The sequence below is a fragment of the Pseudomonas sp. P9_31 genome, from assembly GCF_034008235.1.
In the GTDB taxonomy this organism is placed as follows: Bacteria; Pseudomonadota; Gammaproteobacteria; order Pseudomonadales; family Pseudomonadaceae; genus Aquipseudomonas.
Window position 1 is genome coordinate 4,318,860 of sequence record NZ_CP125375.1, and the last position, 26,697, is coordinate 4,345,556.

At 57.9% G+C, this 26,697-nt stretch carries 27 protein-coding genes and 1 tRNA gene; 13 read left to right on the forward strand and 15 right to left on the reverse strand.

Going from position 1 to position 26,697, the window contains the following annotated elements; all coding sequences use genetic code 11:
- Positions 1-39 precede the first annotated feature (39 nt).
- Positions 40-657, reverse strand: a complete 618-nt coding sequence (gene thrH / locus QMK51_RS19225) for a bifunctional phosphoserine phosphatase/homoserine phosphotransferase ThrH (RefSeq protein WP_320391264.1) — start codon at positions 655-657, stop codon at positions 40-42.
- A gap of 173 nt (positions 658-830) precedes the next feature.
- Here thrH and QMK51_RS19230 point away from each other — a divergent pair, with 173 nt between their 5' ends.
- The 3 genes from QMK51_RS19230 to QMK51_RS19240 all read left to right on the forward strand — a co-directional run bounded on the left by QMK51_RS19230 (position 831) and on the right by QMK51_RS19240 (position 4,433).
- Positions 831-1,571 (forward strand): phosphoadenylyl-sulfate reductase, encoded by a 741-nt coding sequence (locus tag QMK51_RS19230; RefSeq protein WP_008074131.1) that lies wholly within the window; start codon positions 831-833, stop codon positions 1,569-1,571.
- Between the two features lie 578 nt (positions 1,572-2,149).
- Complete coding sequence (locus QMK51_RS19235; protein WP_320391265.1) at positions 2,150-3,691, forward strand: NCS1 family nucleobase:cation symporter-1; 1,542 nt, start codon at positions 2,150-2,152, stop codon at positions 3,689-3,691.
- A 13-nt stretch (positions 3,692-3,704) separates the two neighbouring features.
- Positions 3,705-4,433, forward strand: a complete 729-nt coding sequence (locus QMK51_RS19240) for an aspartate/glutamate racemase family protein (RefSeq protein ID WP_320391266.1) — start codon at positions 3,705-3,707, stop codon at positions 4,431-4,433.
- Positions 4,434-4,542: 109 nt separating this feature from the next.
- Here the strand turns inward: QMK51_RS19240 and QMK51_RS19245 are convergent, their stop codons facing one another.
- Positions 4,543-5,466 (reverse strand): LysR family transcriptional regulator, encoded by a 924-nt coding sequence (locus tag QMK51_RS19245; protein WP_320391267.1) that lies wholly within the window; start codon positions 5,464-5,466, stop codon positions 4,543-4,545.
- A 124-nt stretch (positions 5,467-5,590) separates the two neighbouring features.
- Between QMK51_RS19245 and QMK51_RS19250 the strand changes: the two genes are divergently transcribed.
- Positions 5,591-6,337, forward strand: coding sequence for a 3-oxoacyl-ACP reductase family protein (locus QMK51_RS19250; protein WP_258696798.1), 747 nt, complete (start codon positions 5,591-5,593; stop codon positions 6,335-6,337).
- A 117-nt stretch (positions 6,338-6,454) separates the two neighbouring features.
- On the opposite strand, the gene QMK51_RS19255 is transcribed toward QMK51_RS19250, so the two are convergent.
- Positions 6,455-7,150, reverse strand: a complete 696-nt coding sequence (locus tag QMK51_RS19255) for an HAD-IA family hydrolase (protein WP_258696799.1) — start codon at positions 7,148-7,150, stop codon at positions 6,455-6,457.
- Between the two features lie 263 nt (positions 7,151-7,413).
- Between QMK51_RS19255 and QMK51_RS19260 the strand changes: the two genes are divergently transcribed.
- From QMK51_RS19260 to QMK51_RS19275, 4 genes are all read left to right on the forward strand, one after another.
- Positions 7,414-12,288 (forward strand): RHS repeat-associated core domain-containing protein, encoded by a 4,875-nt coding sequence (locus QMK51_RS19260; RefSeq protein WP_320391268.1) that lies wholly within the window; start codon positions 7,414-7,416, stop codon positions 12,286-12,288.
- On the forward strand, positions 12,285-12,695 hold the full coding sequence (locus QMK51_RS19265; RefSeq protein WP_320391269.1) for a hypothetical protein: 411 nt from the start codon (positions 12,285-12,287) through the stop codon (positions 12,693-12,695). Before QMK51_RS19260 ends, QMK51_RS19265 begins: the two co-directional genes overlap by 4 nt.
- Positions 12,696-12,976: 281 nt before the next feature.
- Positions 12,977-13,180: a hypothetical protein gene (locus tag QMK51_RS19270; protein WP_320391270.1), complete on the forward strand. Its 204-nt coding sequence runs from the start codon at positions 12,977-12,979 to the stop codon at positions 13,178-13,180.
- A 152-nt stretch (positions 13,181-13,332) separates the two neighbouring features.
- Entirely contained in the window at positions 13,333-13,731 is a 399-nt protein-coding gene (locus QMK51_RS19275; RefSeq protein WP_320391271.1) for a hypothetical protein, read from the forward strand.
- Between the two features lie 94 nt (positions 13,732-13,825).
- On the opposite strand, the gene QMK51_RS19280 is transcribed toward QMK51_RS19275, so the two are convergent.
- The 8 genes from QMK51_RS19280 to QMK51_RS19315 form a co-directional block, all read right to left on the reverse strand.
- Positions 13,826-14,176, reverse strand: coding sequence for a hypothetical protein (locus tag QMK51_RS19280; protein ID WP_320391272.1), 351 nt, complete (start codon positions 14,174-14,176; stop codon positions 13,826-13,828).
- Positions 14,177-14,277: 101 nt separating this feature from the next.
- Positions 14,278-14,493, reverse strand: coding sequence for a hypothetical protein (locus QMK51_RS19285; RefSeq protein WP_258696803.1), 216 nt, complete (start codon positions 14,491-14,493; stop codon positions 14,278-14,280).
- 107 nt (positions 14,494-14,600) lie between these two features.
- Positions 14,601-14,771: a hypothetical protein gene (locus QMK51_RS19290; RefSeq protein WP_320391273.1), complete on the reverse strand. Its 171-nt coding sequence runs from the start codon at positions 14,769-14,771 to the stop codon at positions 14,601-14,603.
- Between the two features lie 128 nt (positions 14,772-14,899).
- The gene (locus QMK51_RS19295; protein ID WP_320391274.1) at positions 14,900-15,325 is read right to left on the reverse strand and encodes a glycine zipper domain-containing protein; all 426 of its coding nucleotides are present in this window, start codon (positions 15,323-15,325) and stop codon (positions 14,900-14,902) included.
- A 185-nt stretch (positions 15,326-15,510) separates the two neighbouring features.
- Positions 15,511-15,876: a hypothetical protein gene (locus QMK51_RS19300; protein ID WP_008072998.1), complete on the reverse strand. Its 366-nt coding sequence runs from the start codon at positions 15,874-15,876 to the stop codon at positions 15,511-15,513.
- A gap of 348 nt (positions 15,877-16,224) precedes the next feature.
- Positions 16,225-16,419, reverse strand: a complete 195-nt coding sequence (locus QMK51_RS19305; protein WP_258696806.1) for a hypothetical protein — start codon at positions 16,417-16,419, stop codon at positions 16,225-16,227.
- 168 nt (positions 16,420-16,587) lie between these two features.
- Entirely contained in the window at positions 16,588-16,908 is a 321-nt protein-coding gene (locus QMK51_RS19310; protein WP_258696807.1) for a YbjQ family protein, read from the reverse strand.
- A 280-nt stretch (positions 16,909-17,188) separates the two neighbouring features.
- Positions 17,189-17,371 (reverse strand): hypothetical protein, encoded by a 183-nt coding sequence (locus QMK51_RS19315; protein ID WP_253551729.1) that lies wholly within the window; start codon positions 17,369-17,371, stop codon positions 17,189-17,191.
- Positions 17,372-17,512: 141 nt separating this feature from the next.
- Between QMK51_RS19315 and QMK51_RS19320 the strand changes: the two genes are divergently transcribed.
- On the forward strand, positions 17,513-17,665 hold the full coding sequence (locus QMK51_RS19320) for a hypothetical protein (protein ID WP_320391275.1): 153 nt from the start codon (positions 17,513-17,515) through the stop codon (positions 17,663-17,665).
- Positions 17,666-17,702: 37 nt separating this feature from the next.
- On the opposite strand, the gene QMK51_RS19325 is transcribed toward QMK51_RS19320, so the two are convergent.
- Positions 17,703-17,792 (reverse strand) — tRNA-Ser (locus QMK51_RS19325).
- A 308-nt stretch (positions 17,793-18,100) separates the two neighbouring features.
- Between QMK51_RS19325 and QMK51_RS19330 the strand changes: the two genes are divergently transcribed.
- From QMK51_RS19330 to QMK51_RS19340, 3 genes are all read left to right on the forward strand, one after another.
- Complete coding sequence (locus QMK51_RS19330; RefSeq protein ID WP_258696809.1) at positions 18,101-18,790, forward strand: crotonase/enoyl-CoA hydratase family protein; 690 nt, start codon at positions 18,101-18,103, stop codon at positions 18,788-18,790.
- 214 nt (positions 18,791-19,004) lie between these two features.
- The gene (locus QMK51_RS19335; RefSeq protein ID WP_018925219.1) at positions 19,005-19,727 is read left to right on the forward strand and encodes a 1-acylglycerol-3-phosphate O-acyltransferase; all 723 of its coding nucleotides are present in this window, start codon (positions 19,005-19,007) and stop codon (positions 19,725-19,727) included.
- Between the two features lie 178 nt (positions 19,728-19,905).
- Complete coding sequence (locus QMK51_RS19340; protein ID WP_320391276.1) at positions 19,906-20,877, forward strand: magnesium and cobalt transport protein CorA; 972 nt, start codon at positions 19,906-19,908, stop codon at positions 20,875-20,877.
- 122 nt (positions 20,878-20,999) lie between these two features.
- Here QMK51_RS19340 and QMK51_RS19345 read toward each other — a convergent pair whose 3' ends face one another.
- From QMK51_RS19345 to QMK51_RS19355, 3 genes are all read right to left on the reverse strand, one after another.
- The gene (locus QMK51_RS19345) at positions 21,000-21,734 is read right to left on the reverse strand and encodes an amidotransferase (protein WP_258696812.1); all 735 of its coding nucleotides are present in this window, start codon (positions 21,732-21,734) and stop codon (positions 21,000-21,002) included.
- Positions 21,735-21,829: 95 nt separating this feature from the next.
- Positions 21,830-23,974: a 3-hydroxyacyl-CoA dehydrogenase NAD-binding domain-containing protein gene (locus tag QMK51_RS19350; protein WP_320391277.1), complete on the reverse strand. Its 2,145-nt coding sequence runs from the start codon at positions 23,972-23,974 to the stop codon at positions 21,830-21,832.
- A gap of 38 nt (positions 23,975-24,012) precedes the next feature.
- A complete protein-coding gene (locus QMK51_RS19355; protein WP_320391278.1) occupies positions 24,013-25,218 on the reverse strand; it encodes an acetyl-CoA C-acetyltransferase in 1,206 nt (401 codons plus the stop codon).
- A gap of 642 nt (positions 25,219-25,860) precedes the next feature.
- On the opposite strand from QMK51_RS19355, the gene QMK51_RS19360 reads away from it, so the two are divergent.
- Positions 25,861-26,682, forward strand: coding sequence for a cytochrome c (locus tag QMK51_RS19360; protein ID WP_320391279.1), 822 nt, complete (start codon positions 25,861-25,863; stop codon positions 26,680-26,682).
- The last annotated feature ends 15 nt before the right edge of the window (positions 26,683-26,697 follow it).

A 26,697-nucleotide genomic window follows, 5' to 3' on the forward strand; every position in this document is an offset into this window, starting at 1 on the left:
TGTGGCGAGGGAGCAAGCTCCCTCGCCACAGGATCGGGTTTACAGGCTCAGGTTGCGGTTCGAAGCCTTGATGAATTCCTGCTTCAACTCGGCAAAGCTGTGCACCGCCGGGAACTGTGGAAACTCGCGAATCACATTGTCCGGCGCATGGAACAGAATCCCGGCATCCGCCTCGCCCAGCATCGTGGTGTCGTTGTAGGAGTCGCCCGCCGCAATCACCCGATAGTAGAGGCTCTTGAACGCCAACACCGACTGACGCTTGGGATCTTTCTGACGCAACTGATAGCCCGTGACCCGACCGGCATCGTCAGTGATCAAGCGATGGCAAAGCAAAGTCGGGAAGCCCAGCTGGCGCATCAGCGGCTGGGAAAATTCGTAAAAGGTGTCTGACAGAATCACCACCTGAAAACGCTCACGCAGCCAGTCGACGAACTCGATGGCGCCCTCCAGGGGCTTGAGCGTGGCGATCACTTCCTGGATGTCGGAAAGCTTCAGGCCGTGCTCGTCGAGAATCCGCAGACGCTGCTTCATCAACACGTCGTAGTCGGGAATGTCCCGAGTGGTGGCCCTGAGGGAGTCGATCCCGGTTTTTTCGGCAAAGGCGATCCAGATTTCCGGGACCAGCACACCTTCAAGATCCAGACAGGCAATTTCCACAAGACACTCCTATTTGTACTGTTTATTGAGTCGAGCGAGCAAAGGGACTGCCGAACTCTAGCGACTAGCCTCCCTCTGTGCAACGCAGAGGGCACACCAGCCGCCGCAGGATTTTGTTACCATCAGGCACATATAGAGCGCCCAGCGCCACCGACCTGTAGGAAGCCGCCCTGATGAGCCCATCGTTCGATGTCGTGGAACTCGCCACGACCTATGCCAACAAATCCGCTCAGGACATCCTGAAACTCGCGTTTGCCGAGTTCGGCGATGACCTGTGGATATCTTTCAGCGGCGCCGAGGATGTGGTGCTGGTGGACATGGCCTGGAAGCTGAACAAAAACGTCAAAGTGTTCAGCCTCGACACCGGCCGCTTGCACCCCGAGACCTACCGCTTCATCGAACAGGTGCGCGAGCACTACAAGATAGACATCGAAGTGGTGTCGCCGGACTACACCAAACTCGAACCTTTCGTGAAGGAAAAAGGCCTGTTCAGTTTCTACAAGGACGGCCATGGCGAGTGCTGCGGCATTCGCAAGATCGAGCCGCTGCGTCGCAAACTGTCTGGCGTGACCGCCTGGGCCACCGGCCAGCGTCGGGACCAGAGCCCGGGCACCCGCAGCGCCGTCGCGGTGCTGGAAATCGACACCGCGTTCTCCACGCCGGAGCGCACCCTGTACAAATTCAACCCGCTGGCACAGATGACCAGCGAAGAGATCTGGGGCTACATCCGCATGCTGGAGCTGCCGTACAACAGCCTGCATGAGCGCGGGTTCATCAGCATCGGTTGCGAGCCTTGCACCCGCCCAGTGCTGCCGAACCAGCATGAGCGCGAAGGTCGTTGGTGGTGGGAAGAAGCCACGCAGAAAGAATGCGGGCTGCATGCGGGCAATATCATCAGCAAATCCAAGGCCTGATCCCCTCGCCCTATGCAATCCCCTGTGGGAGCGGGCTTGCTCGCGAAGGCGGACTGTCAGTCAACATCAGTGTTGAACGTGACTGCCTCTTCGCGAGCAAGCTCGCTCCCACACTGATCCTGGGTCAACCAGAATAATTCTGTACACATAAATGTCACCATAAGTGCCATATTTGTGTGCATTTTTAGTTTCAAAGCCCCAAAAAGTTACATCCCCCTCTCCTGACTTCCTCAGTCGATCATTTCCAGAAAATCCCCGTCGAAATAAATACCTGTTCAATCGGTCAATTTATATCGCCATTTTTTCAGCTACTTAGCTTCAATCAATAACAAAACGAAATTAACGCTGAAATTAATAGATCAGGGGCTGGCACAAATCTGGCTTAAGTGAACACATGTTTTGTATACAATAAATACAAAAACATACACACACTTTAGATCCGCAAGCCTGAAGCGCCCTATCCCGTACAGGCTGCAGATGCCCCGTAACCAAGGATGCCCTCCCGCCCGCGACGAAGATTTGTCGAGCCCACGCTCATGCACAGTCATCGCGGCAACGAGCTTCAGGAGCCTGCCGGAATGCGTACTAGCCTCCCCGATAACAACATCGCGCTGGATCTGCCCTCCCCCCTTTCCACGTCTGTCATTCACGATCAAACGTTTCAGCCACCCGTCGTGCTCAGCCCCCGCCTGCACAACAAGGACCTGGCACCGACCAAGGCTGAAGGCCGGCGCTGGGGTCGTTACAGCATCTTTGCCCTGTGGACAAACGATGTGCACAACATTGCCAACTACTCCTTCGCCATTGGCCTATACGCACTGGGCCTGGGCGGCTGGCAGATTCTGCTGTCCCTGGGAATCGGTGCGACGCTGGTGTATTGCTTCATGAACCTGTCCGGTTACATGGGCCAGAAAACCGGTGTGCCGTTTCCGGTGATCAGCCGCATCAGTTTCGGCATCCATGGGGCGCAGATTCCTGCATTGATTCGCGCCATTATCGCCATTGCCTGGTTTGGAATTCAGACGTACCTGGCGTCAGTGGTCTTTCGCGTATTGCTGACGGCGGTGCATCCCGGCTTCGCCGATTACGACCATAACTCGATCCTCGGGCTGTCGAGCCTGGGCTGGGTGTGTTTCGTGGCGATCTGGTTCGTGCAGTTGGCGATTCTGGCCTATGGCATGGAAATGGTGCGACGTTACGAGGCGTTTGCCGGCCCGGTGATTTTACTGACCGTCGCCGCCCTCGCCGGGTGGATGTACTTCCAGGCCAACGCCACCATTGCCTGGTCGATTCGCGAACCACTGACCGGCGGCGAGATGTGGCGCAACATCTTTGCCGGCGGCGCCTTGTGGCTATCGATCTACGGCACGTTGATCCTGAACTTCTGCGACTTCGCCCGCTCTTCGCCCTGCCGCAAGACCATCCGGGTCGGAAATTTCTGGGGTCTGCCTGTCAACATTCTGGTGTTCGCCGGGATCACCGTCCTGCTATGCGGTGCGCAATTTCAGATCAATGGCCGGATCATCGAAAGCCCGACGGAGATCATCGCGTCGATTCCCAATACCTTCTTTCTGGTACTCGGTTGCCTGGCGTTCCTGATTGTCACCGTGGCAGTGAACATCATGGCCAACTTCGTGGCCCCGGCCTTCGTCCTGAGCAACCTGGCGCCCAAGTACCTGACCTTCCGCCGCGCCGGGCTGATCAGTGCAACCATCGCGGTGCTGATCCTGCCGTGGAACCTCTACAACAGCCCGCTGGTGATCGTGTATTTCCTGTCCGGCCTCGGTGCCCTGCTCGGCCCGTTGTACGGGGTGATCATGGTCGACTACTGGCAGGTACGAAAAGGCCGGATCAACGTGCCGCAGTTGTACAGCGAAGATCCCGATGGCGATTATTACTACAGCTATGGCGTCAATCTGCGTGCCGTGGCGGCGTTCATTCCGGCAGCCATGATCGCCATTGTCCTGGCCCTGGCTCCAGGTTTCGACAACGTATCGCCGTTCTCCTGGCTGATTGGCGCCGCAATTGCAGGGATGCTTTACCTGATCATCGCCAAACGGCAGCCCTACTACGCCGATGTCAGCGGCGAAGCCATCGCGGTCGATAATGTCAGCCATTAATAAAGGACTTCCCATGCGAATTCTCGTGGTCAACGTCAATACCACCGAATCCATCACCCAGGCCATCGCCCGCCAGGCCCAATCCGTGGCCTCGCCCGGCACGCAAATCATCGGCCTGACTCCGCATTTTGGTGCCGACTCCATCGAAGGCAATTTCGAAAGCTACCTGGCCGCCATCGCGGTGATGGATCGGGTCATGTCCTACGACCAGCCCTTCGATGCGGTGATCCAGGCCGGGTATGGCGAGCACGGTCGCGAAGGTTTGCAGGAGTTGCTCAACGTGCCGGTGGTGGACATCACCGATGCCGGCGCCAGCACCGCGATGTTCCTCGGCCATGCCTACTCGGTGGTCACCACCCTGGACCGTACCGTGCCGCTGATCGAGGATCGCCTCAAATTGTCCGGGCTCTGGGACCGCTGCGCGTCGGTGCGGGCCAGCGGGTTGGCGGTACTGGAGCTGGAATCCGATCCAGAGCGTGCGCTGGAGGCGATTGTCCGGCAGGCGGAATTGGCGGTGAGCGAGGACAAGGCCGAGGTGATTTGCCTGGGCTGTGGCGGCATGGCCGGGCTGGATGAACAGATTCGTCAGCGCACCGGCGTACCGGTGGTGGATGGCGTGACGGCGGCGGTGACCATTGCCGAATCACTGGTGCGGTTGGGGTTGTCGACGTCGAAAGTGCGGACGTATGCGACGCCTCGGCCGAAGACCATTATTGGTTGGCCGGGGCGGTTTGGGCGGTAGATCGCGTTATCGTTTATCGCGGGCAAGCCACGCTCCCACAGGGTTTTGCACAACACCCTGTGGGAGCGTGGCTTGCCCGCGATGGCCACACCTCGGTCTTATGCCAGGTTCAAAGCGCACTAAATCGCTGCCCCAACCCCTGCTCCGCAAACTGCTCAATGATGAAATCGACAAACGCCCGGGTCTTGCCCGGCAGCAGTTTGTGCTCGGCGTAATAGATAGAGATGTTGCCGTCATCGACATGCCAGTCGGGCAACACCCGCTGCAACGTTTCGGCATCCAGATAGCCCACGGCGAACGGCATGCTGACCAATGCGATGCCCAAACCCTGGGCCGCCGCGGCACAAGCGGCTTGCGAATCGCTCATGGTCATCCGCGCCTTGAGTGTCAGCGGGCTGTGTTGCCGGGTTCGGCTGGTCAACTGCCAGGAACGCACGCGCCCCGTCTGCGGCGAGCGTATCAAGATGCCATCGTGGTGCTTGAGGTCGTCGGGCTCGACGATCGCCTCGTGCCCCGCCAGGTACTCGGCTGAGGCCACCAACACCCGATGAGCGGACGTCAGCTTGCGCGCCACCAAGCCTTGGGGCAGCTCGAATCCGCCACCAATCGCCGCATCGAAACCCTGGCCGATCAGGTCAACCTGGCGGTTGTCGAAATGCCAGTCCGGGTTGATCGCCGGAAAGCGCCGCAGAAACTCTCCGAGCAACGGTACGATGTACAAACGCCCGAACACCGTGCCCATGCTGACCTTCAGCGTTCCCGCCGGGCGTCCCTCGGCGCTGGCCAGGTTGGCCACGGCATTCTGGATCGTGTGCAGGCTGGCGCTGACTTCGCCGAGAAACAGCTGACCGGCCTCGGTGAGCGTCAAGCTGCGCGTGCTGCGCTGGAAGAGCCGCACACCCAGTCGCGCCTCCAGCTTGGCGACGCTCTTGCCCACCGCCGCCGGCGTTAGGCTCAAGCGCCGCGCGGCTTCGGCGAAGCTGCCGACCTCGGCGCTACGCACGAAGCATTCGATACTGCTGAAGGTTTCCATAGGCGCCACTATAAACTTTTGGTTTACACAGACTATAGCAATAACGGTCTACCCTCAGGGTAATGCGAGGCCGATACTCGACTCCGACAACAAGGCAGCCCGCCTTGAATTTCTGGAGATCGACATGACCACTCAACACCTCAGCGGTAAAGTAGCTCTGATTCAAGGCGGCTCACGCGGCATCGGCGCTGCCATCGTCAAACGCCTGGCCTCCGAAGGCGCTACCGTCGCCTTCACTTACGTCAGCTCTACCGCCAAAGCCGAAGACCTGCAAAACAGCATCACCAGCGCTGGCGGCAAAGCCCTGGCCATCAAGGCCGACAGCGCCGATGCCGTCGCCATTCGCAATGCCGTGAACGCCACCGTCGAAGCCTTCGGTCGCCTGGACATCCTGGTCAACAACGCAGGCGTTCTGGCTGTCGCACCGCTGGAAGACTTCAAACTCGAAGATTTCGACCAGACCCTGGCCATCAACGTACGTAGCGTGTTCATCGCCACCCAGGAAGCAGCCAAACACATGACCGAAGGCGGTCGCATCATCAACATAGGCAGCACCAACGCCGAGCGCATGCCCTTCGCCGGTGGCGGCCCGTACGCCATGAGCAAATCGGCGCTGGTCGGCCTGACCAAAGGCCTGGCTCGCGACCTCGGTCCACGGGGTATCACCATCAACAACGTGCAACCGGGCCCGGTCGACACCGACATGAACCCGGCCGACGGTGATTTCGCCGAAAGCCTGATCCCGCTGATGGCCGTGGGCCGTTACGGCAAAGCAGAAGAAATCGCCAGTTTCGTGGCCTACCTTGTCGGTCCCGAAGCCGGCTACATCACCGGTGCCAGCCTGACCATCGACGGTGGTTTCGGCGCCTGATGCAGCTCACTGTGGGAGCGAGCTTGTTCGCGAAGGCGTCGTATCAGTCGACATTGATGTTGCCTGACACGCCCACTTCGCGAGCAAGCCCGCTCCCACATTTACCGGCTACCGGCGTTAAACCCACTCGAGTGCCGGCAAGCCACATGCACTGGGCTTGAACGCCTTCAACGTACGAAGAATGCCATCGGCATGCGCGTATTTTTCGTCGGCCATCGCCGCATCCGGGACCGCAATCGCCGTCATCCCCGCCGCTTTCGCGGCAGTGACGCCGAACGGCGAATCCTCGAACACCAGGCAATCCCGGGGTGCGACACCCAAGCGCCGCGCCGCTGTCAGGAAAATATCCGGTGCCGGTTTGGCCGCGCCCACTTCCGGGTCGTCAGCGGTGACAATGAAGTCGAACAACGCGAACCAGTCGCGGTGCAAAGTGGTTTTCTGACCGAACGACTGACGCGACGAACTGGTGCCCACCGCAATAGGAATGTGGTTGGCTTTCAAGTGCCTAACCAGCTCCTCTGCGCCGGGCATCGCCAACGCCGTCGGAAAACGCTCGCACATCAGTGGCTCGCGGATCACCAGAAACTCTTCGGCGGTGATCGGCAGGTCCAGCGCCTCGACCACATAGCGCGCCAGATCACCCGCGCCGCGGCCGATGATGTTCTGTTTGACGCTCCAGTCGAAGGTCCGGCCATAACGCTGGGCAATGATGGAGGTGACCTCGGTGTAAATGCCCTCGGTATCCAGCAGCAAGCCGTCCATATCGAAAATCACGGCCTTGATCGGGCCGAACTCATCCAAGGGTGCATTCATCGCATCTGATCCGTTTTCTCATGACATCCCAGGAGCGGCTCAGGCACGACCGGGTCCGTGATGGATTAAAGGGTTCAGCAGCATAGCGAGCGCACTTGGCAGAGAGCAACGGGCAATGCCTGGCGGATACAAAAACCTGTATCGAGGCGCCTGCGATGATTTAGCGATTTCCCCTACACCAAACACCTCCTTTCCCGACTTCTTTCCTTTTTGATCCCCCGCAAAGTCTCTCGCTCCAAATTAATCGGCGCGAGGGATTGCGAATGTTCGAACCTGACAAGGTCCTGGCCTTGAACAACGCCATCGGTCTGTTGGTGGTCGCCGCCATGAACCCCGAGCAGCCGGACGTCGAAGCGCTGCTCGGTGATTTCCGACTCTGCCTCAACGACTACGAGGCCTGGGCGGAAAACTTCTGGACCGCTGGCGCGCTGAACGTCGAGCAAGCGTTCAAGGTCGGCAACGAAGTCCGGCTCAGCGCGCCGAAGGACTCCACCGTTCCTGTCAGCTCGACGCTTGCCATGTGCCCGGCCAGTGGTCCGTTGACCCTGGTGCATATGTTTGAAGCCGCGCGTTTCGTGCCGATCGGCGATACGCCGGTGATGCTCGAGCCGGTTATCTCGCAGCGCAATGGTGAACAGATCTTCGGTGAGCCCGTCCACGCAACCATCGGCCCCAGCGGCATTCTCGAAATCCCCGAATGCTGGCGTGGCCATCGCTATCGCATCACCTTCTTTCCCAATGTCTCCACTGAACACGTCAAAGCGCTCTACGCCTCCTATCAAAGCGTGATCGGCGAACTGGAAGGCTGGTTGCGCAATGAATGGACGAGCGAATTCGAACCTTTGTGGGCGGGGTTTTCCGAGGCAGGGTTCACCCAGCGCTACGGCTTGCTGCAACAGGCTGACTGGCGCGGCTTCGAGCATTCGCTGCACGGTTTGTGGGATGACGTGAAGCAGGTCTACGCCCTGGTGGCAGACCTGCAAGGCAACAGCGAAAAACTCCTTGAGTACCTGACCCAAGGCGAGCTTGAGACGCTGCTGAACGCTTCGGCTGAAACCATTGCCAATGTGTTGCTGATGTTGAGCGATGAGCCATTGATGTTCATCCATCTCGCGGCGTTCACCAGTTGGCTGAGGATGTTGCCGCCGCAGTACATCGCCGAAGTCGTGGCGCAAATTCGTACGGAAATATTGATCAGCTTCCTGTTGGTACGTCTCATCGGTCCTACGGGCCTGAAGCTCGGCATGAGCGCCAAATTACTGGACAAGATCAAGTCCCCGCGGGCTCGGCAGTGGTTGGCGGCGGCCAGTTTGCGGTTGGCCGGGCTGACGGCCAAATCCGACCTGACAGCCCACGCTGGCGCGCTCAAACCGCTCGTGGTCAGCGTGCGGAATGTACCGCTGAAACCTGCACCGACGGTTCCGCTACAGATCAGCGCCGGCGCCTCACCGATTGTGCAGGTGAGCAATCCGGTTGCCATTGCTCGCGACAAATCCACAGACATGACCCGGCTGGGTCGTCACGAACCTCACGACGATGCACCGAATCAGGCAAAAAACCCCAACGGCGACAGCGCCACTTGTGTGCCGTCGACCTGCAAGAACGGGTGCCCGGTATCGATGGTCACCGGCGAAGAACTGCTGACCCTCACCGATGGTTCGCTGGACGGCATCCTGCCGTTCGACTTCACCCGGCTCTACCGCACCAGTGCCGCCGAGATCGACTGCGGCCTCGGCTTTGGCTGGAGCCATTCGCTCGCCCATCGATTGGAAATCGACGGCGACACCGTCATCTGGATCGACCACGAAAACCGCCGCACCACGTTCCCGCTGCCGAGTGTCGAACGCCCTGCGATCCATAACAGCCTGTCGCGCGCGGCGATTTATCTGGGCGATGCACCCGAAGAGCTGATCCTCGCCCAGGCTGGCGACGACACGCGTTTCTACCACTTTCACAACGGCTGGCTGACGGCGATCAGCGATGCCTACGACAACCGATTGCGCATCACCCGCGACCGGCAGGAACGCATCCAGCGCCTCGACAACGGCGCCGGGCGTTCGTTGTTGTTTCGCTACGAGCGCAGGCACCTTGTGGCCGTCGAATACCAGTCGTTTCACTCCGGCGATGCCCCGGGTGAGGCCTGGCATACAGAGCAGACACTGGTTTCCTATCGCTACGACGCCCGCCAACGCTTGATCGCAGCGACCAATGCCGCAGGGGAAAACGAGCGCTACGACTACGACGACCGGCACGTCATCCTGCAGCGGCAACTGGCCGGTGGCGCGAGTTTCTTCTGGGAGTGGCAGCGGTCCGGCAAGGCGGCACGCTGCGTGCGGCATTGGGCGTCGTTCGCGCAAGTGGACACGCGCTACGCCTGGGATGACCAAGGCAGCGTCACGGTCCAGAACATCGACGGCAGCGAAGAAGTTTACGTCCATGACGACCGGGCGCGACTAGTGCACCGGGTTGAGCTCAATGGCGGCGAACAGCTCAAGGCCTATGACGAGCAGGGTCGGTTGGTGGCCGAGCAGGATCCGCTGGGGGCCGTCACCGAATACCGCTACGACGAAGTCGGAAGGCTGGTGGCGTTGATTCCACCGCAAGATGAGCCAACGACCTACGAATACCGCAACGGTTTCCTGCATGCGCGCAATCGCGGCCAAGCAGTGTGGAAATACCAGCGCAATGCTCAGGGCGATGTCACCGAGGCCACCGATCCCGATGGCCAGGCCACTCACTATCACTACGACCCTCAGGGCCGGCTGTTGTCGATCCGCTACCCGGACGCCAGTCGCCATGTATTCGTCTGGAATGCCTTGGGCCAGTTGCTTGAGGAAACACTGCCGGACGGTGGGCAACGACGCTTTTCCTACGATGCGCTGGGGCGGCAGACGACTCGTCAGGACGAACACGGTGCGGTCACCCGCTACCAATGGGACGCCGTCGGCCGACTGGTCCAGACGACATTGCCTACCGGCGCCACGCGCGCGTTCAGCTACAACGCCTATGGCAAGGTCACCGCCAAACGCGACGAGCTGGGCCGCGTCACTCGTTACGAATACGTCGACGATTTGCACCTGGTCAGCCGCCGGATCAACCCCGACGGCACCCAGCTCAAATATCGCTACGACAACGCGCAGCTGCTGCTCACGGAAATCGAGAACGAATCCGGCGAACACTATCGGCTGGACTACACGTCCAACGGATTGATCCGACAGGAAACCGGTTTCGACGGTCGCCGCACCGCCTATGCCTATGACCTCAACGGCCATCTGCTGGAGAAAACCGAGTTCGGCGACGACGGCTCGCAGCTGGTCACGGGCTATCAACGGGATTTGGCCGGACACCTGTTGGTCAAGACCCTACCCGACGGGACTCAGATCGCGTACCGCTACGACCGCCTCGGCCGACTGACCAGCGTCGACGACGGCCACGACCACCCGCTGGAATTCGAATACGACCAACAAGACCGCCTGATCACCGAACACCAGGGCTGGGGCACCTTGCGTTATGGCTACGACGCCTGCGGCCAGCTCAACCGCCTGCGTCTGCCAGACGGCAGCAAACTCGATTACCACCACGCCAAGGGCGGCGCGCTGACCGCCATTGACCTCAACGGCGCACGCCTCACCAGCCACCAATTTGTCTTCGGCCGCGAACAGCAGCGTCAACAGGGTCTGTTGCTCAGTGAATACGCCTATGACGAACAGGGTCGCCTGAAGGCCCACGCCGTCGGCCAACACCAACATCCGCTGTATCGCCGCGACTATGCCTACAGCCTCAATGGCAATCTCGACAGCATCGCCGACACCCGCCATGGCCAACGTAGCTACCAGTACGACTCGCTGAACCGCCTGATCCGCGTGCGCCACTCTCGCGATCAGCCACCGGAAAGCTTCGCCCACGACCCGGCCAGCAACCTGCTGATGCAGGACCGCCCGGGCCCGGCCACCGTCAAAGGCAACCGCCTGTTGATGCACGGCGACTGCCACTTCGATTACGACACCTTCGGCAACCTCATCCGCGAACGCCGTGGTACCAGGCAGAAACTCGTCACTGAATACCGTTATGACTGCCAGCATCGGTTGGTCGGCGTCACCACCCCGGACGGTCGTTGCTCAACTTATCGCTATGACGCTTTCGGCCGTCGCATTACCAAAACCGTCGACGGTAAAACCACCGAGTTTTTCTGGCAGGGCGACAACCTTGTCGCTGAAAGCAGTCGCGAGCACTACCGCAGCTATGTCTATGAACCCGTCAGCTTCCGCCCGCTGGCGATGCTCGACGGCAAAGGCCCGCGCAAGGCCTGCCCGTTTTATTACCAACTCGACCACCTCGGCACCCCGCAAGAACTCACCGACTACAGCGGCGACATCATCTGGGCCGCTCGATACACCGCGTATGGCCGCCTCACCCGCCTCACCCGCGACACCCATCAGGTCCTCGATCAGCCGCTGCGCTTTCAAGGGCAGTATTTCGACGCGGAAACCGGCCTGCATTACAACCGGCATCGCTACTACAATCCGGATGTCGGGCGGTACCTGACGCCGGACCCGAGCAAGTTGGCGGGCGGGTTAAACGGGTATCAGTACACGCGCAATCCGGTGGGTTGGGTTGATCCGTTGGGGTTGAGTGAGTGCCCTGGGGGGGATGGGTGTAAGAAGCCGTCGTTTGGGGATGAGGATCCGGCGGGTAAGGCTGTGGTTGATGAGGGGGAGCCTGGAACCCCAAATCCAAAACAAGAGAACTATTATTTGTACCGTGGTGACGACCGAGAACCATGGGAAATTTTTGAAGCAGGATTTGAACCTTTGGGAGATAGTACAGATCTGTACATGCACGCATTGGATAACAGAAGTCCTCCTAGTTACTTTGTCAGTACTTCGACGAGCGAAAATGAGGCAAAAAAGTTTGCCACAGGCTACTGGCTTGACGACGGCTATGTATATGTACTGAAAAACATTAACGGAATCGATGTAAATAAAGAACTTGGTATAATGTCACCACATCGGCGTGAGGTTGAGATAGCGTTCCCGGGAGGAATAAAAAATCACGACATCGTCGGCGCCACCCCCGTCCATGATGATGGTAGCTATAAGGGCTACTCAATACCCAACCCTTACAGGAAGCAACCATGAAACCAATAGAAATACTAATAAACAATCATGGAGCCATAGAGACAGCCATAATCGAATGCAACAGAAAAAATCCGACACTCACATTTACGATGCGAAGTGGTTCAACCAAAATTTATTCAGCCTATGACCTTTATGTATGCTTTGGCATGTTAAGAGCCGACTACCCTGAAATAAAATTTCTGTGCAAAGGAGCCAAGTTAAACGTTCATCCTTCACGAATGTCCTCCCAAATGTCTAGCGGCTTAGTCGCATACGAACTTAAACTTGGAAAACCCAGCGAAGAAGAGGACCTAGTGCGAATTTTCGACTACGAAGACGAAAACATCACTAACAATATTGAAGAACAAAAAAAATTCTATCAGAACTGGATCGAATCACTGACAATTACAACACCAAACAAAACCTAAAGACAACAGCCGCAGTTGATCACAACTAATAAAATTTGGCACACAGAGCAAATACAATGAAACACTACATAAAATTACAATTCGGCAATACCATTCAAACCGCAACTCTTGAAGAGCGCTTTAGTTCACTGACGTTCACAATGGAAAATGGATTCAGAAAAACTTACACCGACCATGACCTTTATTTATGCCTGGCACAAATCCGACGAGATTTCCCATAAATAAAATTTCTTTGCAAAGGAGCAAAACTTAATGTACTCCCTTCACGAATGTACTCTCAGATGAGCGATGGAGCTGTAGCTTATGAGATGAAACTTGGAGAAGCAGCATCACGAGATAATATTGTTCACATTTTTGATTTCGAGGACAAAAACATCACCAATGACATCTCTGAACAAATAGACTTCCATCACCAATGGATAAGCCATTTTCGACCAAGTCAAATTAACTCAATAAAAGCTAAGACCCAGCTTAAAGAAGACTAATTCATTTAGCCTCCGCAAAAAACCCTGATAGCGTTCAAGACAAGTAATCCAAGGCAAAATCAATAGATCAGATACTCTCGGCGTTACGCCCTTCTTTGCTAATGTTCGCACACCAGGTAACACCACCTTTAAATCCGAGCTGGAAATGGAACTTGGATAGCATAGAGATTGTAATAATCAAAAATGACAAGCGTCAATCCGCGGAGTTTCTCTGTGACTCAGAAAACCTGACCATTACTTTCGTCATGAAAAATGGATATCAACAATCATACACAGGTGATAATTTTTATATTTGCTTGAGCCATATCAGGCAAGACCATAGTGATGTAACCTTCCTGTGCAAAGGAGCAAAAATAAACGTACACCCTTCCAGCATGTCCTCGCAGATGTCGCTTGGAGTAAAAGCATATGAACTCACATTAGGTAAGTATGCAACAAGGAATGACCTGGTAAATATTTTTGACTATGAAGAAAATAACCTTACCAACGATCCGGAGGTTCAGCGAGACTTCTTTATGCGCTGGTTTGAATCAGATATTGAAGAGGATTAGCGGTCGAAAAAGAGGTCAGGAAACTTTGAACTCCTGTGCAAACACCGAAGCCCAGCTCGACGCTGGGCTCAGTGCAACGGTAAAGAATCTGACTTCAGCCACCCGAATTACCGGTTTTATCTGCCCTGCCTCCACTCACCCCAGAACCACCTGACTCTCCAGCCCCACTTCCAGAACCACTCCCCATCGAACTTCCACCATTCATCGACCCACTTCCCTCCTCCGGGCTGGTGCTACTCCCGTTGGCATCGCCGCCATTCCCACCACCAACAGTCTCCGGTGGCAGCGCCTTCCCATCCGAAGTACCCGCATTCATTTCCGAGTAAGGTGGCATCCCCCCCTTGTCGACCGGCGCATCGCGGCCAGTAGATTGAGCAAACGCCGCCAATGAACTGATCGACAATAAGCCAACTACCGTCAGCGCTGTCAGTTTTGACCTGATCATGATGCATCTCCTTTAAAGAGTGCTTTACCTGACCTCTGGCAGTGATCGCCTTTTAAAGGTGCTGCGCAATCGACAAGCGGCGATGCACCACCGCACAGGCTTCAGCTCGGTTCACCCGAGGCGTCATCACCGGCAATGTCCGGGTCTTCCGGGTCGGCTTCCACATTCCCACGCTTCACATCATCGGCGGGCACTTGCTCCACAGCCGTGTCGTCATCGTCGGGCGGGCGCTGGTCACGGCGCAGGGAATTGGTGGGAGAAGGCAGCGGATATTCGGGGGTATCGTCGATATCGGAGTCTTTCGGGTCAGCGTTCATAACGCACCTCTCATTGGACCTGCAAAGCAGGTCCTGACCTTTCGAGGATGACACGATAGACGCGTTCGATCAGAAGGACGATTGGTCGTCCCGCCCCCAAAAACCGATCACTCGTCGTCTTCCTCGTCATACTCATCATTCTCGTAGTTGCCCACGCCGCCTGCATCATCGGCATCGTTGAGCGGCACTGTGGCGTCGTCCATCAGAGACCCCGGATCTTCATTGCCGGGATCGTTGATCGGGCCTTCTTCTTCCTTGTCTTCGGTTTCCGGGGTCATGGCATGCCTCACAACGTTCAGGTGTATATAAAGTTCGAAACGTCCTACAGCCAATCGTTCCAGAGTCCTATCGACAGAAATGAAAAACCCGGCACAGGGCCGGGTTTCTACTGTCACTCGATATCGAGTTAGCGATGCTTGTACTTATTTTTATGCTTGTGTTTGTAATTGCCGCCACCGGAATGCGAGCTGCCGCGATCATCACCCAAGCTGCTGCCCACCGCGCCACCGGCTGCACCGCCCACACCTGCGCCAATGGCCGAACCAGTCGAGCCGCCCAGGCTGTTGCCGATCACCGAACCGCCCGCCGCGCCGAGACCACCGCCAACGGCTGCTTCTGTGCGACTGCCCTTGCGCGCACCGACCGCACTGCCTGCCGCACCGCCGACGCCAGCGCCCACCGCAGCTCCGGTGCTGCCGCCCAACTGCCCGCCGACTACGTTGCCCAACACACCGCCAAGACCACCGCCGACTGCAGCGTCGCCGTTGCCGGCCGCCATTGCGCCCTGAGCGACCAAAAACCCTAGAAACACCGTGGACAATGTCAAACGCATGATATGCACCTCTAATTTCCGCATTGGGGAAGAGAACATGCCGCGGATAGCCTCAGCTGGCATCTGCGTCTGTTGAACAGCAAATCAAACACCGACTGTACGAGATTTGAGCCACATGCGGGAAAAACGTTCAAAAACGAAAAAGCCCGGCATCTAGCCGGGCTTTTTCAGCGGATCATTCAGGATCAGTGACCCTTTTTGGACAGGTTGCTGCCCACGCCGCCGCCCAATGCACCACCCAGGCCTGCGCCGATGGTGGAGCCGGTCTTGCCGCCCAGGCTGTTGCCGATCACCGAACCGCCCGCCGCGCCGACACCGCCGCCGATGGCCGCTTTGGTGCGGCTGCCTTTACGTGCGGCAACAGCGCTGCCGGCTGCGCCCGCTACGCCAGCACCAATGGCGGCACCGGTGCTGCCGCCCATTTTCTGGCCGATCACATTACCCAACGCACCACCCAAACCACCACCGAGCGCAGCCGTGCCGTCACCGGCAGCCATCGCACCTTGAGCAACCAAAAGGCCCAGAACCAGGGCAGGCAGTGTCAAACGCATCACAAGAACCTCAAAAAAAAGGGGAACGGAAAGGCCGGAAATTGAATGCTTTAGAGGAGGCAAAGTCCAGACACAAAACCGGAACAACCTCGCCATTGGCGACGGTTGGACAGCGTTTATGCAAAAGGTTTTATGACAGGCAAAAAAAAGCCCGCTGGGGAGACGGGCCAGGGTACTGCTTTCTAACGGATGAGCTGAGCCTACGTAGGCCGGTGTGAAAAGTTTGTGAAAAAACCACCAACGCTCGAAAAGTTGTAGGACATTTCTCGGCATTGCCAACGAGCCACGCTTTCAACCCTTCAAAAACAAGAAACCCCGCTCAATGGCGGGGTTCGTGCTGTTATCGGTTTACTTCCTGGAAGGCGCCCCCAGCTTGGGCATGAATTTCGATTTGGGCCCTCGGGTTCGAGGCACTGCGGATTTGATTTTGTTGATCTGGACACGGTCTTCACCGAAGCTCGGCACATAGTCCGTCTGACCACACTGCACGCAATCATTGATTGGAAACTCTGCCCCGTCGTCTTCGATATACGGCTCAGCCATATCTTCGCTCCTCTCAAAACGGGTCGATACCGGCAAGCCCTTTTTGCCTGAAAAATATCGACCACCCTGGATTTTGAGACTAGCCGGTCATTCCCAGACTTGTGATTCAGATCGTTACATGCCCGACGAATGGCCAGCACCGCGCGCCCAAGATCGGCTTACAGCGACCTACCTCAGTTTGACCGCCGTCCCGGTCACAAACACCACCACCATCCCCCCCTTGCCGGCCGGCATGCTGATCTCATAATCGAGCCCCACCACCGCATCCGCCTGAAGCGCCCGCGCCCGCTCCTTGATCTCGTCGGTCGCCTGAGTCCGCGCATCCTTCAATGCCCGCTCCAACGTCTGAGAACGCCCACCGAAAAAATCCCGCATTCCGGCAAACATATCGCGGATCACGTTAACGCCCTGCACCGACTCGGCGCTGACGATGTCCAGGTAAGCGGTGATTTGCCGGCCTTCAATGGTGTGGGTAGTGGTGGTGATCATGAGATGTCCTTCTTCATAGAAGCGCGCATTATTCCTCGGTAGCCAGGTGATGAAAACAAAAAGCCCGGCATCAGTTGAACTGGGGATAACGACTCAAGGCAACCCGGACATCAGCGGGTGGTGGGGAGCCGACCATTCCAGCCGAGCTTTGCCGGGTCGCTGGTGGCTGCGTCGGGGAAGATTTCAGGGGTGGCTGCGATGGCAAGTGATGACATGGCGCACATCAGCAGAGCCGTGATCGATAAGGTGAAACAACAGGAAACGGCGCTAGAATTGGGTATTAGAGCAGCTTGATCAACACCGCAGTAACGGTAGCTACCGTACCAATCAGCCCAATAGCAACTGCCACTGGATACCAAAAAGTCTCACGGGTCATCTTGCCGGCCTCGGCGTTCAGCTTGCGCTGTTCAGCGATCAGTTTGACGATCTCCACATGAACCTTTTCCAGCTCTGCCTGTTTCATGGTCATTTCCTGCATAACGTGCGTACGTCCGCTCCGGATAATGGGGGGCGTCATTTGTACTGCCCTTTGATTCATTTTGTACCCTAGAGGCGCAAAAAAAATACCCCTTCCCGAGATGGCTCATGTGAGGTGCTGAAACCTATGGAAGCACCCAACCGCCTGGCTTTCCAGCATTACTTCCCACACGCCTGGCACTTGTCCTACATCATTTTCGGACGCGCCTTTACTGATGCGCCTGAGCCAGCGGCGGCCATGATTGAAAAACCCAGACACCAGAAACCACAAAACCCCTGATTTCTCTCGAAATCAGGGGTTTTGTGTACATCGAATTTGGCGGTGAAGGAGAGATTCGAACTCTCGATACAGTTTCCTGTATACACACTTTCCAGGCGTGCTCCTTAAGCCACTCGGACACTTCACCGTATCTCGTCAAACATGTTCTGTCTGTCGAGGCGCGCTAATGTAGTCGAAAGCTTTTCTGATGGCAAATTTTTTTTGCAGAATTTTCATGCGGTTAGCGATTTAGTCGTTCCGGTGGGTGCCGTGCCATGGCAAACCCGCCAATCTCCGGCTTCGCGCCCTCTTCTATATAGAGGGGAATGCGCGGCTGGCGTGGCCGGCAACGCTTGCCGGGCGGGGAAAAGGGTGACCGGGCGGTCAGTCACAGCGCTTTACCTGACCTACAGCGGTGGGTAACGTCTGCCCTACTTTATTTGAAGGATTAGCGTCATGAGTGAGTTGATTTCCTACCATCTCGAAGACGGTATCGCGACCCTGACCTTGAGCAATGGCAAGGTCAATGCCATCTCGCCGGACGTGATTGTTGCGTTTAACGCTGCGCTGGATCGGGCGGTGGAGGATCGGGCGGTGGTGATCATTACCGGTCAGCCGGGGATTTTGTCGGGTGGTTATGACTTGAAGGTGATGACGGCCGGCCCTAACGAGGCCATGGCGCTGGTGGCTGCGGGTTCGACTCTGGCTCGTCGTCTGCTGTCGCACCCGTTCCCGGTGGTCGTGGCCTGTCCTGGGCATGCGGTGGCCAAGGGTGCATTTATTCTGTTGTCGGCCGACTACCGCATTGGTGTCGATGGCCCGTTCAGCATTGGCCTGAACGAAGTGCAGATCGGCATGACCATGCACCACGCCGGTATCGAGCTGGCCCGTGATCGTCTGCGCAAGTCGGCGTTTCATCGCGCGGTGATCAACGCCGAGATGTTCAACCCGCAAAGCGCCGTGGATGCCGGTTTCCTCGATAAGGTGGTGTCGGCCGAAGAGCTGCAAGGCGCGGCGCTGGCGGCGGCTCGTCAGTTGAAGAAGCTCAACATGATCGCCCACAAAAACACCAAGTTGAAAACGCGCAAAGCGCTGCTGGAGACGCTGGACAACGCGATCATCCTGGATCAAGAGCACATGGGTTAAGCCCGAATGCGTTGCACCGAAAAGCCCGACCGTCGTGTCGGGCTTTTTCTTGCGTGTTTGGTTTAAAACCTTACAACCGCTCTAGGCCACATCTGACCAATAAGTCGGGAACATGCACTCAAACATCGGCCATCTCCCACTTCTATAGCGGCAATTGCCGAAAACAGTGCACATCCGTACACTGCGCCACCTTTTGTCCCGGTGGGCCCTTTAAATGCTGTTTGTGTTTCGTATGCTATTGATGGGCCTGCACTTTATTCTGGCCGGTGTGCTTGGGGTGATCCTCGGTCTGTGCCGGCCGTTTAATCCGGACAACAGCCGTTTATGCGCGCGTCTGTATGCGTGGCCGGCGATGTGTATTTTGCGTTTGCGGGTGAAGGCCGACGTCGGGCCGTTGATGGATAAACCCGACAGCTGCGTGATCATCGCCAACCATCAGTCCAACTACGATCTGTTTGTGTTCGGCAACGTCGTGCCTCGCCGTACCGTGTGCATCGGCAAGAAGAGCTTGAAGTGGGTGCCGCTGTTCGGGCAATTGTTCTGGCTGGCCGGCAATGTGCTGATCGACCGCGGCAATGCGCACAAGGCACGCCAGTCGATGCTGACCACCACTCACACCTTGCAAAATGAAGACACCTCGATCTGGGTCTTCCCCGAGGGCACCCGCAACCTCGGTGAAGAGCTGCTGCCGTTCAAGAAAGGCGCGTTCCAGATGGCGATTGCCGCCGGGGTGCCGATCGTTCCGGTATGTGTCAGCAGTTACGTCAAACACATGCGATTGAACCGCTGGCGCAGTGGGAAGATTCTGATCCGTTCGCTGCCGGCGATTCCCACGGCTGGATTGAGCCTGGATGACATGCCGATGCTGATCGCCCAGTGCCGTGAGCAGATGCGCGAGTGCATCGACTCGATGGATCGGCAACTGCAAGCCGCCTGAAAGAAACCCCGCTCCCACAGGTTCCGCGTGCATTACCCGCCCTGCGCGGGTTTTCTTTTGCCTGCGAACTCTACAGATTTTGCTGACTCTCAAGCAGTAGACAAGGTTAAGCTGAAACCTGCCTGGCACCGCCAGTCTTTACCAATAGAAAGCGGCCAATAAGAAGTGAATCACCATCATGGGTAGAGTCGTTGCTGCTGCGGTTTACAGCGCCGGTAAAAAAGTCACCAACATTACCCTCGACGAAGGCGCTGCCTGGGCTGCCAAGCCTGGCCACTTTGTGTGGATCGGCCTCGAAGAGCCGAACGCTCAGGAGTTGTTCAACCTGCAACGCCAGTTCAACCTGCACGAATTGGCCATCGAAGACGCCCTGGAAAAACACAGTCGACCGAAGCTGGAAACCTTCGGCGATGCATTGTTTATCGTCACGTATTCGCCGATCCGCAACGAAGGCAAACTGCAGTTCATTGAGACGCATATCTTCGCCGGCAAGGGCTACATCATTACTGCACGTAACGGTCATTCCGCGTCCTACGCCCATGTCCGACAGCGTTGTGAGGCGCGGCCTCTGTTGCTGGAGCATGGGGAAGATTTCGTACTCTATGCCATCCTCGATTTCGTGATTGAAAACTACCAGCCGATGGGCGAAGCGATCCATGCCGAGATCGATGAACTGGAGAGCAATGTCATCTGCGGTTCCCTGAACGAGCGTGACATCCAGAAACTCCACGGCCTGCGCCGCGATGTGTTGCGCTTGCGCCGGTTTGCGGCGCCGATGGTGGAGATCGGTGAGGAACTGCAAAAGCTGAGCTTTCCGTTCATCGATAAAAACATGCGCCCGTATTTCCGCGATGTGCAGATTCATGTCACGCGGCAGATGGAAGATCTGACGACCCTGGCAGACATTGCCAGCCAGACCATCGAGGTCGGGGTGTTGCTGGAGGCGTCACGGCAAAGCGTGGTGCAGCGCAAGTTTGCCGCGTGGGCGGCGATTCTGGCGTTTCCGACGGCGGTGGCCGGGATTTACGGGATGAACTTCCAGAACATGCCGGAGTTGAGTTGGCATTACGGGTATTTCGCGGTGCTGGGGTTTATCACCGTTGGGTGCGTCGGTTTGTGGGCGAGTTTCAAGCGGTCGGGGTGGTTGTAAGGCCGTGTGTTTTCGGTGAGAAACGGTTGCCCCCATTCGCGAGCAAGCCCGCTCCCACATTGGATCTGTGTACGACGAAGATCCAATGTGGGAGCGGGCTTGCTCGCGAAGCTTTTAGCTTTCTAGCTTTTAGCCGCTTCACCCTCAGGCTTGTGCGCCACAAACCGCATCATCCACTCCGCAACGGTGGCGCCATGGTGTGGATGCTCCAGGCTCGCCACTCCCTTCTGATAAACCTGTTCGCCCAGATGTTGCTGACGGATTTCCAGCAGCGCCCGTGAGTAATCGTGAATGAACTCCGGATGCCCCTGGAAGCACAGCACTTGATCGTTGATGTGGTACGCGGCGAACGGGCAGAAATCGCTCGAGGCAATCACCGTAGCGTTTTCCGGTAGCGCGGTGACCTGATCCTGGTGGCTGATCAGCAACGTCAGCTCTTCCCTCACCGGGCTCATCCACGGCGCCTTGGCCGCGAGTTTGTAATTGTGGGTGCCGACGCCCCAGCCCTGGGTCGCCCGCTCGCTCTTGCCGCCCAATAGCAGCGCCAGCAGTTGATGGCCGAAGCACACGCCCAGCAGTTTGTCGCCACGTTCGTAGCGCTTGAGCAGGTACGTCTTGAGGGTTTGAATCCATGGGTCGGTGCCAAAGGAATCGGCCTTGCTGCCGGTGACCAGATACGCATCGAAGGTCAGGTCATCGCTGGGATAATCGCCCTGCATCACGTTGTACACGGTGAATTCGGCCGCGATGGGTTGCTGCGAAAACAGACGCTGGAACATCTGCCCGTAACCCTGATATTGATCGACCAGTTCCGGACGCAGGATGTCGGTTTCCAGAATGCAGATGCGTAACGACATAAAAAATACCTGACACGTGATGGGAATAGTGCACACCCCAGAGCCTGCCTTGAAACACAGTGGCAAGGCAAGTCCCGGAGCGCGTCATCGGTCCCTTAGAACAGCGCGTTTTTGGCGGCTTTCTCCAGCAGCAGCGCAGGCGGCGTGAAGCGCTCGCCGTACTGCTCGGCCAGGTACTGGGCGCGGGCGACGAAGTCTTTCACGCCGTACTGGTTGATGAATTGCAACGCACCGCCGGTCCAGGCCGCGAAGCCGATGCCGAAGATCGAGCCGACGTTGGCATCCGCCGTCGAGGTCAGCACGCCCTCCTCCATACAACGCACGGTTTCGATGGCTTGCACGAACAGCAGCCGATCGCGCACATCCTGCGGCGAAATCTGCCCGTCGGCTTTCTCGAAACGGGTTTTCAACTCTGGCCACAGATGTTTCTGCCCGGCAGCCGGGTAATCGTAGAAACCTCCTCCAGCGGCCTTGCCCGGACGCTTGTATTCCTTGAGCAGCAAGTCAATCACGGCGAACGCCGGGTGCTCAATCAGCGGTTTCCCTTCCGCTTGCAGGTCTTGGGCGGTTTGCTGGCGGATATGGCTCATGAGGCTGAGGGAAACTTCGTCGGAAATCGCCAGAGGCCCGACAGGCATGCCAGCCTTGCGCGCTTCGGTCTCGATAATCGACGCGCTCACCCCTTCACCGAGCATGGCAATGCCTTCATTGGTAAAGGTGCCGAATACCCGCGAGGTGAAGAAACCGCGACTGTCGTTGACCACAATCGGGGTTTTCTTGATTTGCAGGACGAAATCGAACCCGCGAGCCAGGGTTTCAGCACTCGTGTGGGCGCCTTTGATGATTTCCACCAGCGGCATTTTCTCCACGGGACTGAAGAAATGCAGGCCGATGAATTTCGTCTGGTCCGGCACGGCGGTGGCCAGGCCGCTGATCGGCAAGGTCGAGGTGTTGGAAGCAATGACCGCGTCCGGGCCGACGACTGCTTGTGCCGCCGATGAGACTTTGGCTTTCAGTTCGCGATCTTCAAACACCGCTTCAATGATCAAATCGCAACCGGCCAGGTCCGCATCGGTTTCGGTGGCATGGATTCGCGCCAGAATCGCCTCGCGCTGCTCTCGGCTCATCTGACCACGGGTGACTTGCTTGTCCAGCAGCGCCGCCGAGTGGGCCTTGCCCTTCTCTGCCGCAGCGAGGTTGATGTCTTTGAGCACCACGTCGATGCCGGCCGAGGCGCTGACAAACGCGATGCCCGCACCCATCATCCCGGCGCCGAGCACGCCGACTTTCTTCGTCACGTAAGGCACGATGCCTTGGGGCCGCGAGCCACCGGCATTGATCTCATTGAGCTGGAACCAGAACGTGCCGATGAGATTTTTCGACACCTTGCCAGTGGTCAGTTCGGTGAAGTAGCGGGTTTCGATCAGGTGCGCCGTGTCGAAATCCACTTGGGCGCCTTCCACCACGGCGCAGAGAATTTTCTCCGGCGCAGGCAGGCAACCCTGGGTTTTGCTGCGCAGGATCGATGGCGTGATGGCCAGCATCGCCGCGAGCTTCGGATCCGACGGCGTGCCGCCGGGAATCTGATAACCCTTTACGTCCCAACGCTGCACAGCAACCGGGTGAGCAACAATCCACGCCCGCGCCTTGGCCATCAGCGCATCGTGATCGGCGGCCAACTCGTCGATCAACCGCGCCTGCAACGCCTGTTGCGGCCGGATTTTCTTGCCTTCAAGCAGATACGGCAAGGCTTTTTCAATGCCCAGCATGCGAACCATGCGCACTACCCCGCCGCCGCCCGGCAACAGGCCAAGGGTGACTTCCGGCAGGCCAAGCAACACCGACGGATTGTCCAGCGCCACACGGTGATGGCACGCCAGGCAGATTTCCCAACCACCGCCGAGCGCCGCACCATTAATGGCGGCAACCACCGGTCTGCCGAGGGTTTCCAGGGTGCGCAGCTGGCCCTTGAGGGTCAGCACCCTGTCGTAAAAGGCTTTGGCTTCGGGTTTGCCGACCTTGATCAGTTCATTGAGGTCGCCGCCGGCGAAGAAGGTTTTTTTGGCCGAGGTGATGATCACGCCGGCAATCGCATCCTTGTCGGCGACCAGGCGCTCGACGCAGGTGGCCATGGCCTCGCGGTAGACCGCGTTCATGGTGTTGGCGCTCTGGCCCGGCATGTCGATGGTCAGGACGACAATCTGGTCCTGACCCTTTTCGTAACGGATGGCTTGGGTCATGGCAATTTTCCTTGAGTCGGATTTTCTTAAAGTCAGGCTCAGAGGCGTTCGATGATGGTGGCAATCCCCATGCCGCCGCCGACACACAATGTCGCCAGGCCATAGCGCAGGCGCCGGGTTTCCAGTTCATCGAGCAGCGTGCCGAGAATCGCGCAGCCGGTGGCGCCGAGCGGGTGGCCCATGGCGATGGAACCGCCGTTGACGTTGACCCTGTCCGGGTCGATGGCCATGTCTTTGATGAACTTGAGCACGACCGAGGCGAACGCTTCGTTGACTTCGAACAGGTCGATGTCTTCGACCCGCAGCCCGGCCTTGGCCAGTGCCTTGCGGGTGGCCGGCGCCGGGCCGGTGAGCATGATGGTCGGGTCGGTGCTGGTGACGGCCGTGGCGACGATCCGCGCCCGTGGCTGCAAGCCCAGCGCCCGGCCACAAGCTTCGGAGCCGATCAGCATCAGCGCCGCGCCATCGACGATCCCGGAACTGTTGCCCGGCGTGTGAACGTGGTTGATCCGCTCGACCTGGCTGTAAACCCGCAATGCCGTGGCGTCAAAGCCCATTTGCCCGATCATTTCGAAGCTCGGTTTGAGCTTGCCCAAGCCTTCCATGGTCGATTCGGCGCGAATGAACTCATCGTGATCGAGCAGGATGATGCCGTTCTGGTCCTGCACCGGCACCAGCGACTTGTTGAACGAACCGTTCGCCCGCGCCCGTGCAGCCTTCTGCTGGGAGTGCAGCGCGAAAGCATCGACGTCCTGACGGCTGAAGCCTTCAATCGTGGCGATCAGGTCGGCGCCCACGCCCTGAGGCGTGAAATGGTTGTGCAAATTGGTTTCCGGGTCCAGCGCCCAAGCGCCGCCATCGCTGCCCATGGGTACGCGGGACATCGACTCGACGCCACCGACCACCACCAGATCTTCGAAGCCGGAACGCACTTTCATCGCGCCCAGGTTCACCGCTTCCAGCCCCGACGCGCAGAAGCGATTGAGCTGCATCCCGGCCACACTGACGTCCCAATCGGCCACCTGGGTGGCGGTCTTGGCGATGTCGGCCCCCTGGTCGCCGATGGGCGTCACACAGCCGAGCACCACGTCATCGACCTGACTGGTGTCCAGGGACGTGCGCCGCTGCAACGCCCTCAGCAGCCCGGCCACCAGGTTCACAGGTTTGACGCTGTGCAACGCGCCATTGGCTTTGCCTTTGCCACGGGGCGTGCGTAACGCGTCGAATATCAAGGCTTGGGTCATGACGTCCTCGAACCTGGTGGTGAATGGAAATCAAAGGATCAAAAGATCGCAGCCTTCGGCAGCTCCTACGGGAGGCCGCGAGATTCTGATCTTTATGCATTCACCTTATGCCGAGCAGCCGTGGATTCAATGACCATAGTGCTCACTGGCGTTGACGGTCACGCTCAGACGAACGGTAGTCAGCTACCGGATTAACCGATTCATGTCACCAAGCTGTCTAGCCAACGGGCGCCCAAGTAGCTGGCCATAGGCCTCATGCCTTTTTAACAGTAACTAGTGCCAATCCCATACGAAATGGATCTAAGCCAAGCGTGACGCGGGCCCTAATGTAAACCTGTACGAAGTTGTCGTCGGGTTTTGCCGAGGCACTCGTCCTACAAGGAAGTGCAGCGCTCTGCCGTCATGGAGATAGGCAGGCATCAGGAAATAACAAAAAAGGCGGTCAAGCCATGTTCAAGCATTCGAAAGTACGTCAAGCCGGGCTCATTCTATTTGCCACTACGCTGTTGTTGATTTTGCCGAACCTGACCAAGGTGATTGGCTGATCGAGCATCAGGGTTTTCATTTCGCCTGATTAAAAATGTGATTGGCTCGCTACCCGGGCCAGCGTGGCTGTGCCAACCTTGCGGCACTTCTCACGACATGGACGGCGATCATTTGAAAACGCTCATTCTGTTTGGGGCCTTGCTGCTCAGCACGCCTCTGTTTGCCGCACAGCTGAATCTTGAGCTGGGCGCGAGACCTCGCACGTGGCAAACCGAGGAATTGCTCAAGCATCCTCAGGTTCAGACCATCACGATCACTAACGACGTTTCCTACAAGCGGGACATGAGCTATCGCGCCGTGCCGTTGGCGGCGTTGTTGACGGGCATCCAGCCTGACGATCATCTGCAAGCCGTTGCCCTGGATGGTTTTGCCGCCGAACTGGCTGCCGCGCCGCTGCTCAATACCCAAGGGGCGCGGGCCTGGCTGGCGATTGAAGACCCGGCCAAGCCGTGGCCGCCGCTGTCAGAGGGCAAGCACAGTGCCGGGCCGTTTTATCTGGTCTGGACCGATCCGCAGGCGGGCAATATCAGCCCCGAGCAATGGCCGTTCGAAGTGGCCAGTATCAAGCGCATGGCGCCGGTGGCCGAGCGCTTCCCTGCCTTGCTGCCCGATCCTGCGCTGAAGGCGGACGATCCGGTGAACAAGGGCTTTGCGCTGTTTCAGAAGAACTGCCTGGCGTGTCATCGATTGAATGGCGCGGGGGATGCGCAGTTCGGGCCGGACCTGAATATTCCGTTCAACCCGACCGAGTATTTCGGCGCGGACTTCCTCAAGCGCTACATTCGTGACCCGCAGAGTTTGCGTCAGTGGCCGCAGGCGAAAATGCCGGCGTTCGCGACGACGGTATTGCCGGAGGGGGATCTGGAATTGTTGGTGGGGTATTTGAAGCACATGGCGGGGCGCAAGGTGAAGCCCTGACACAAATCCCCTTGT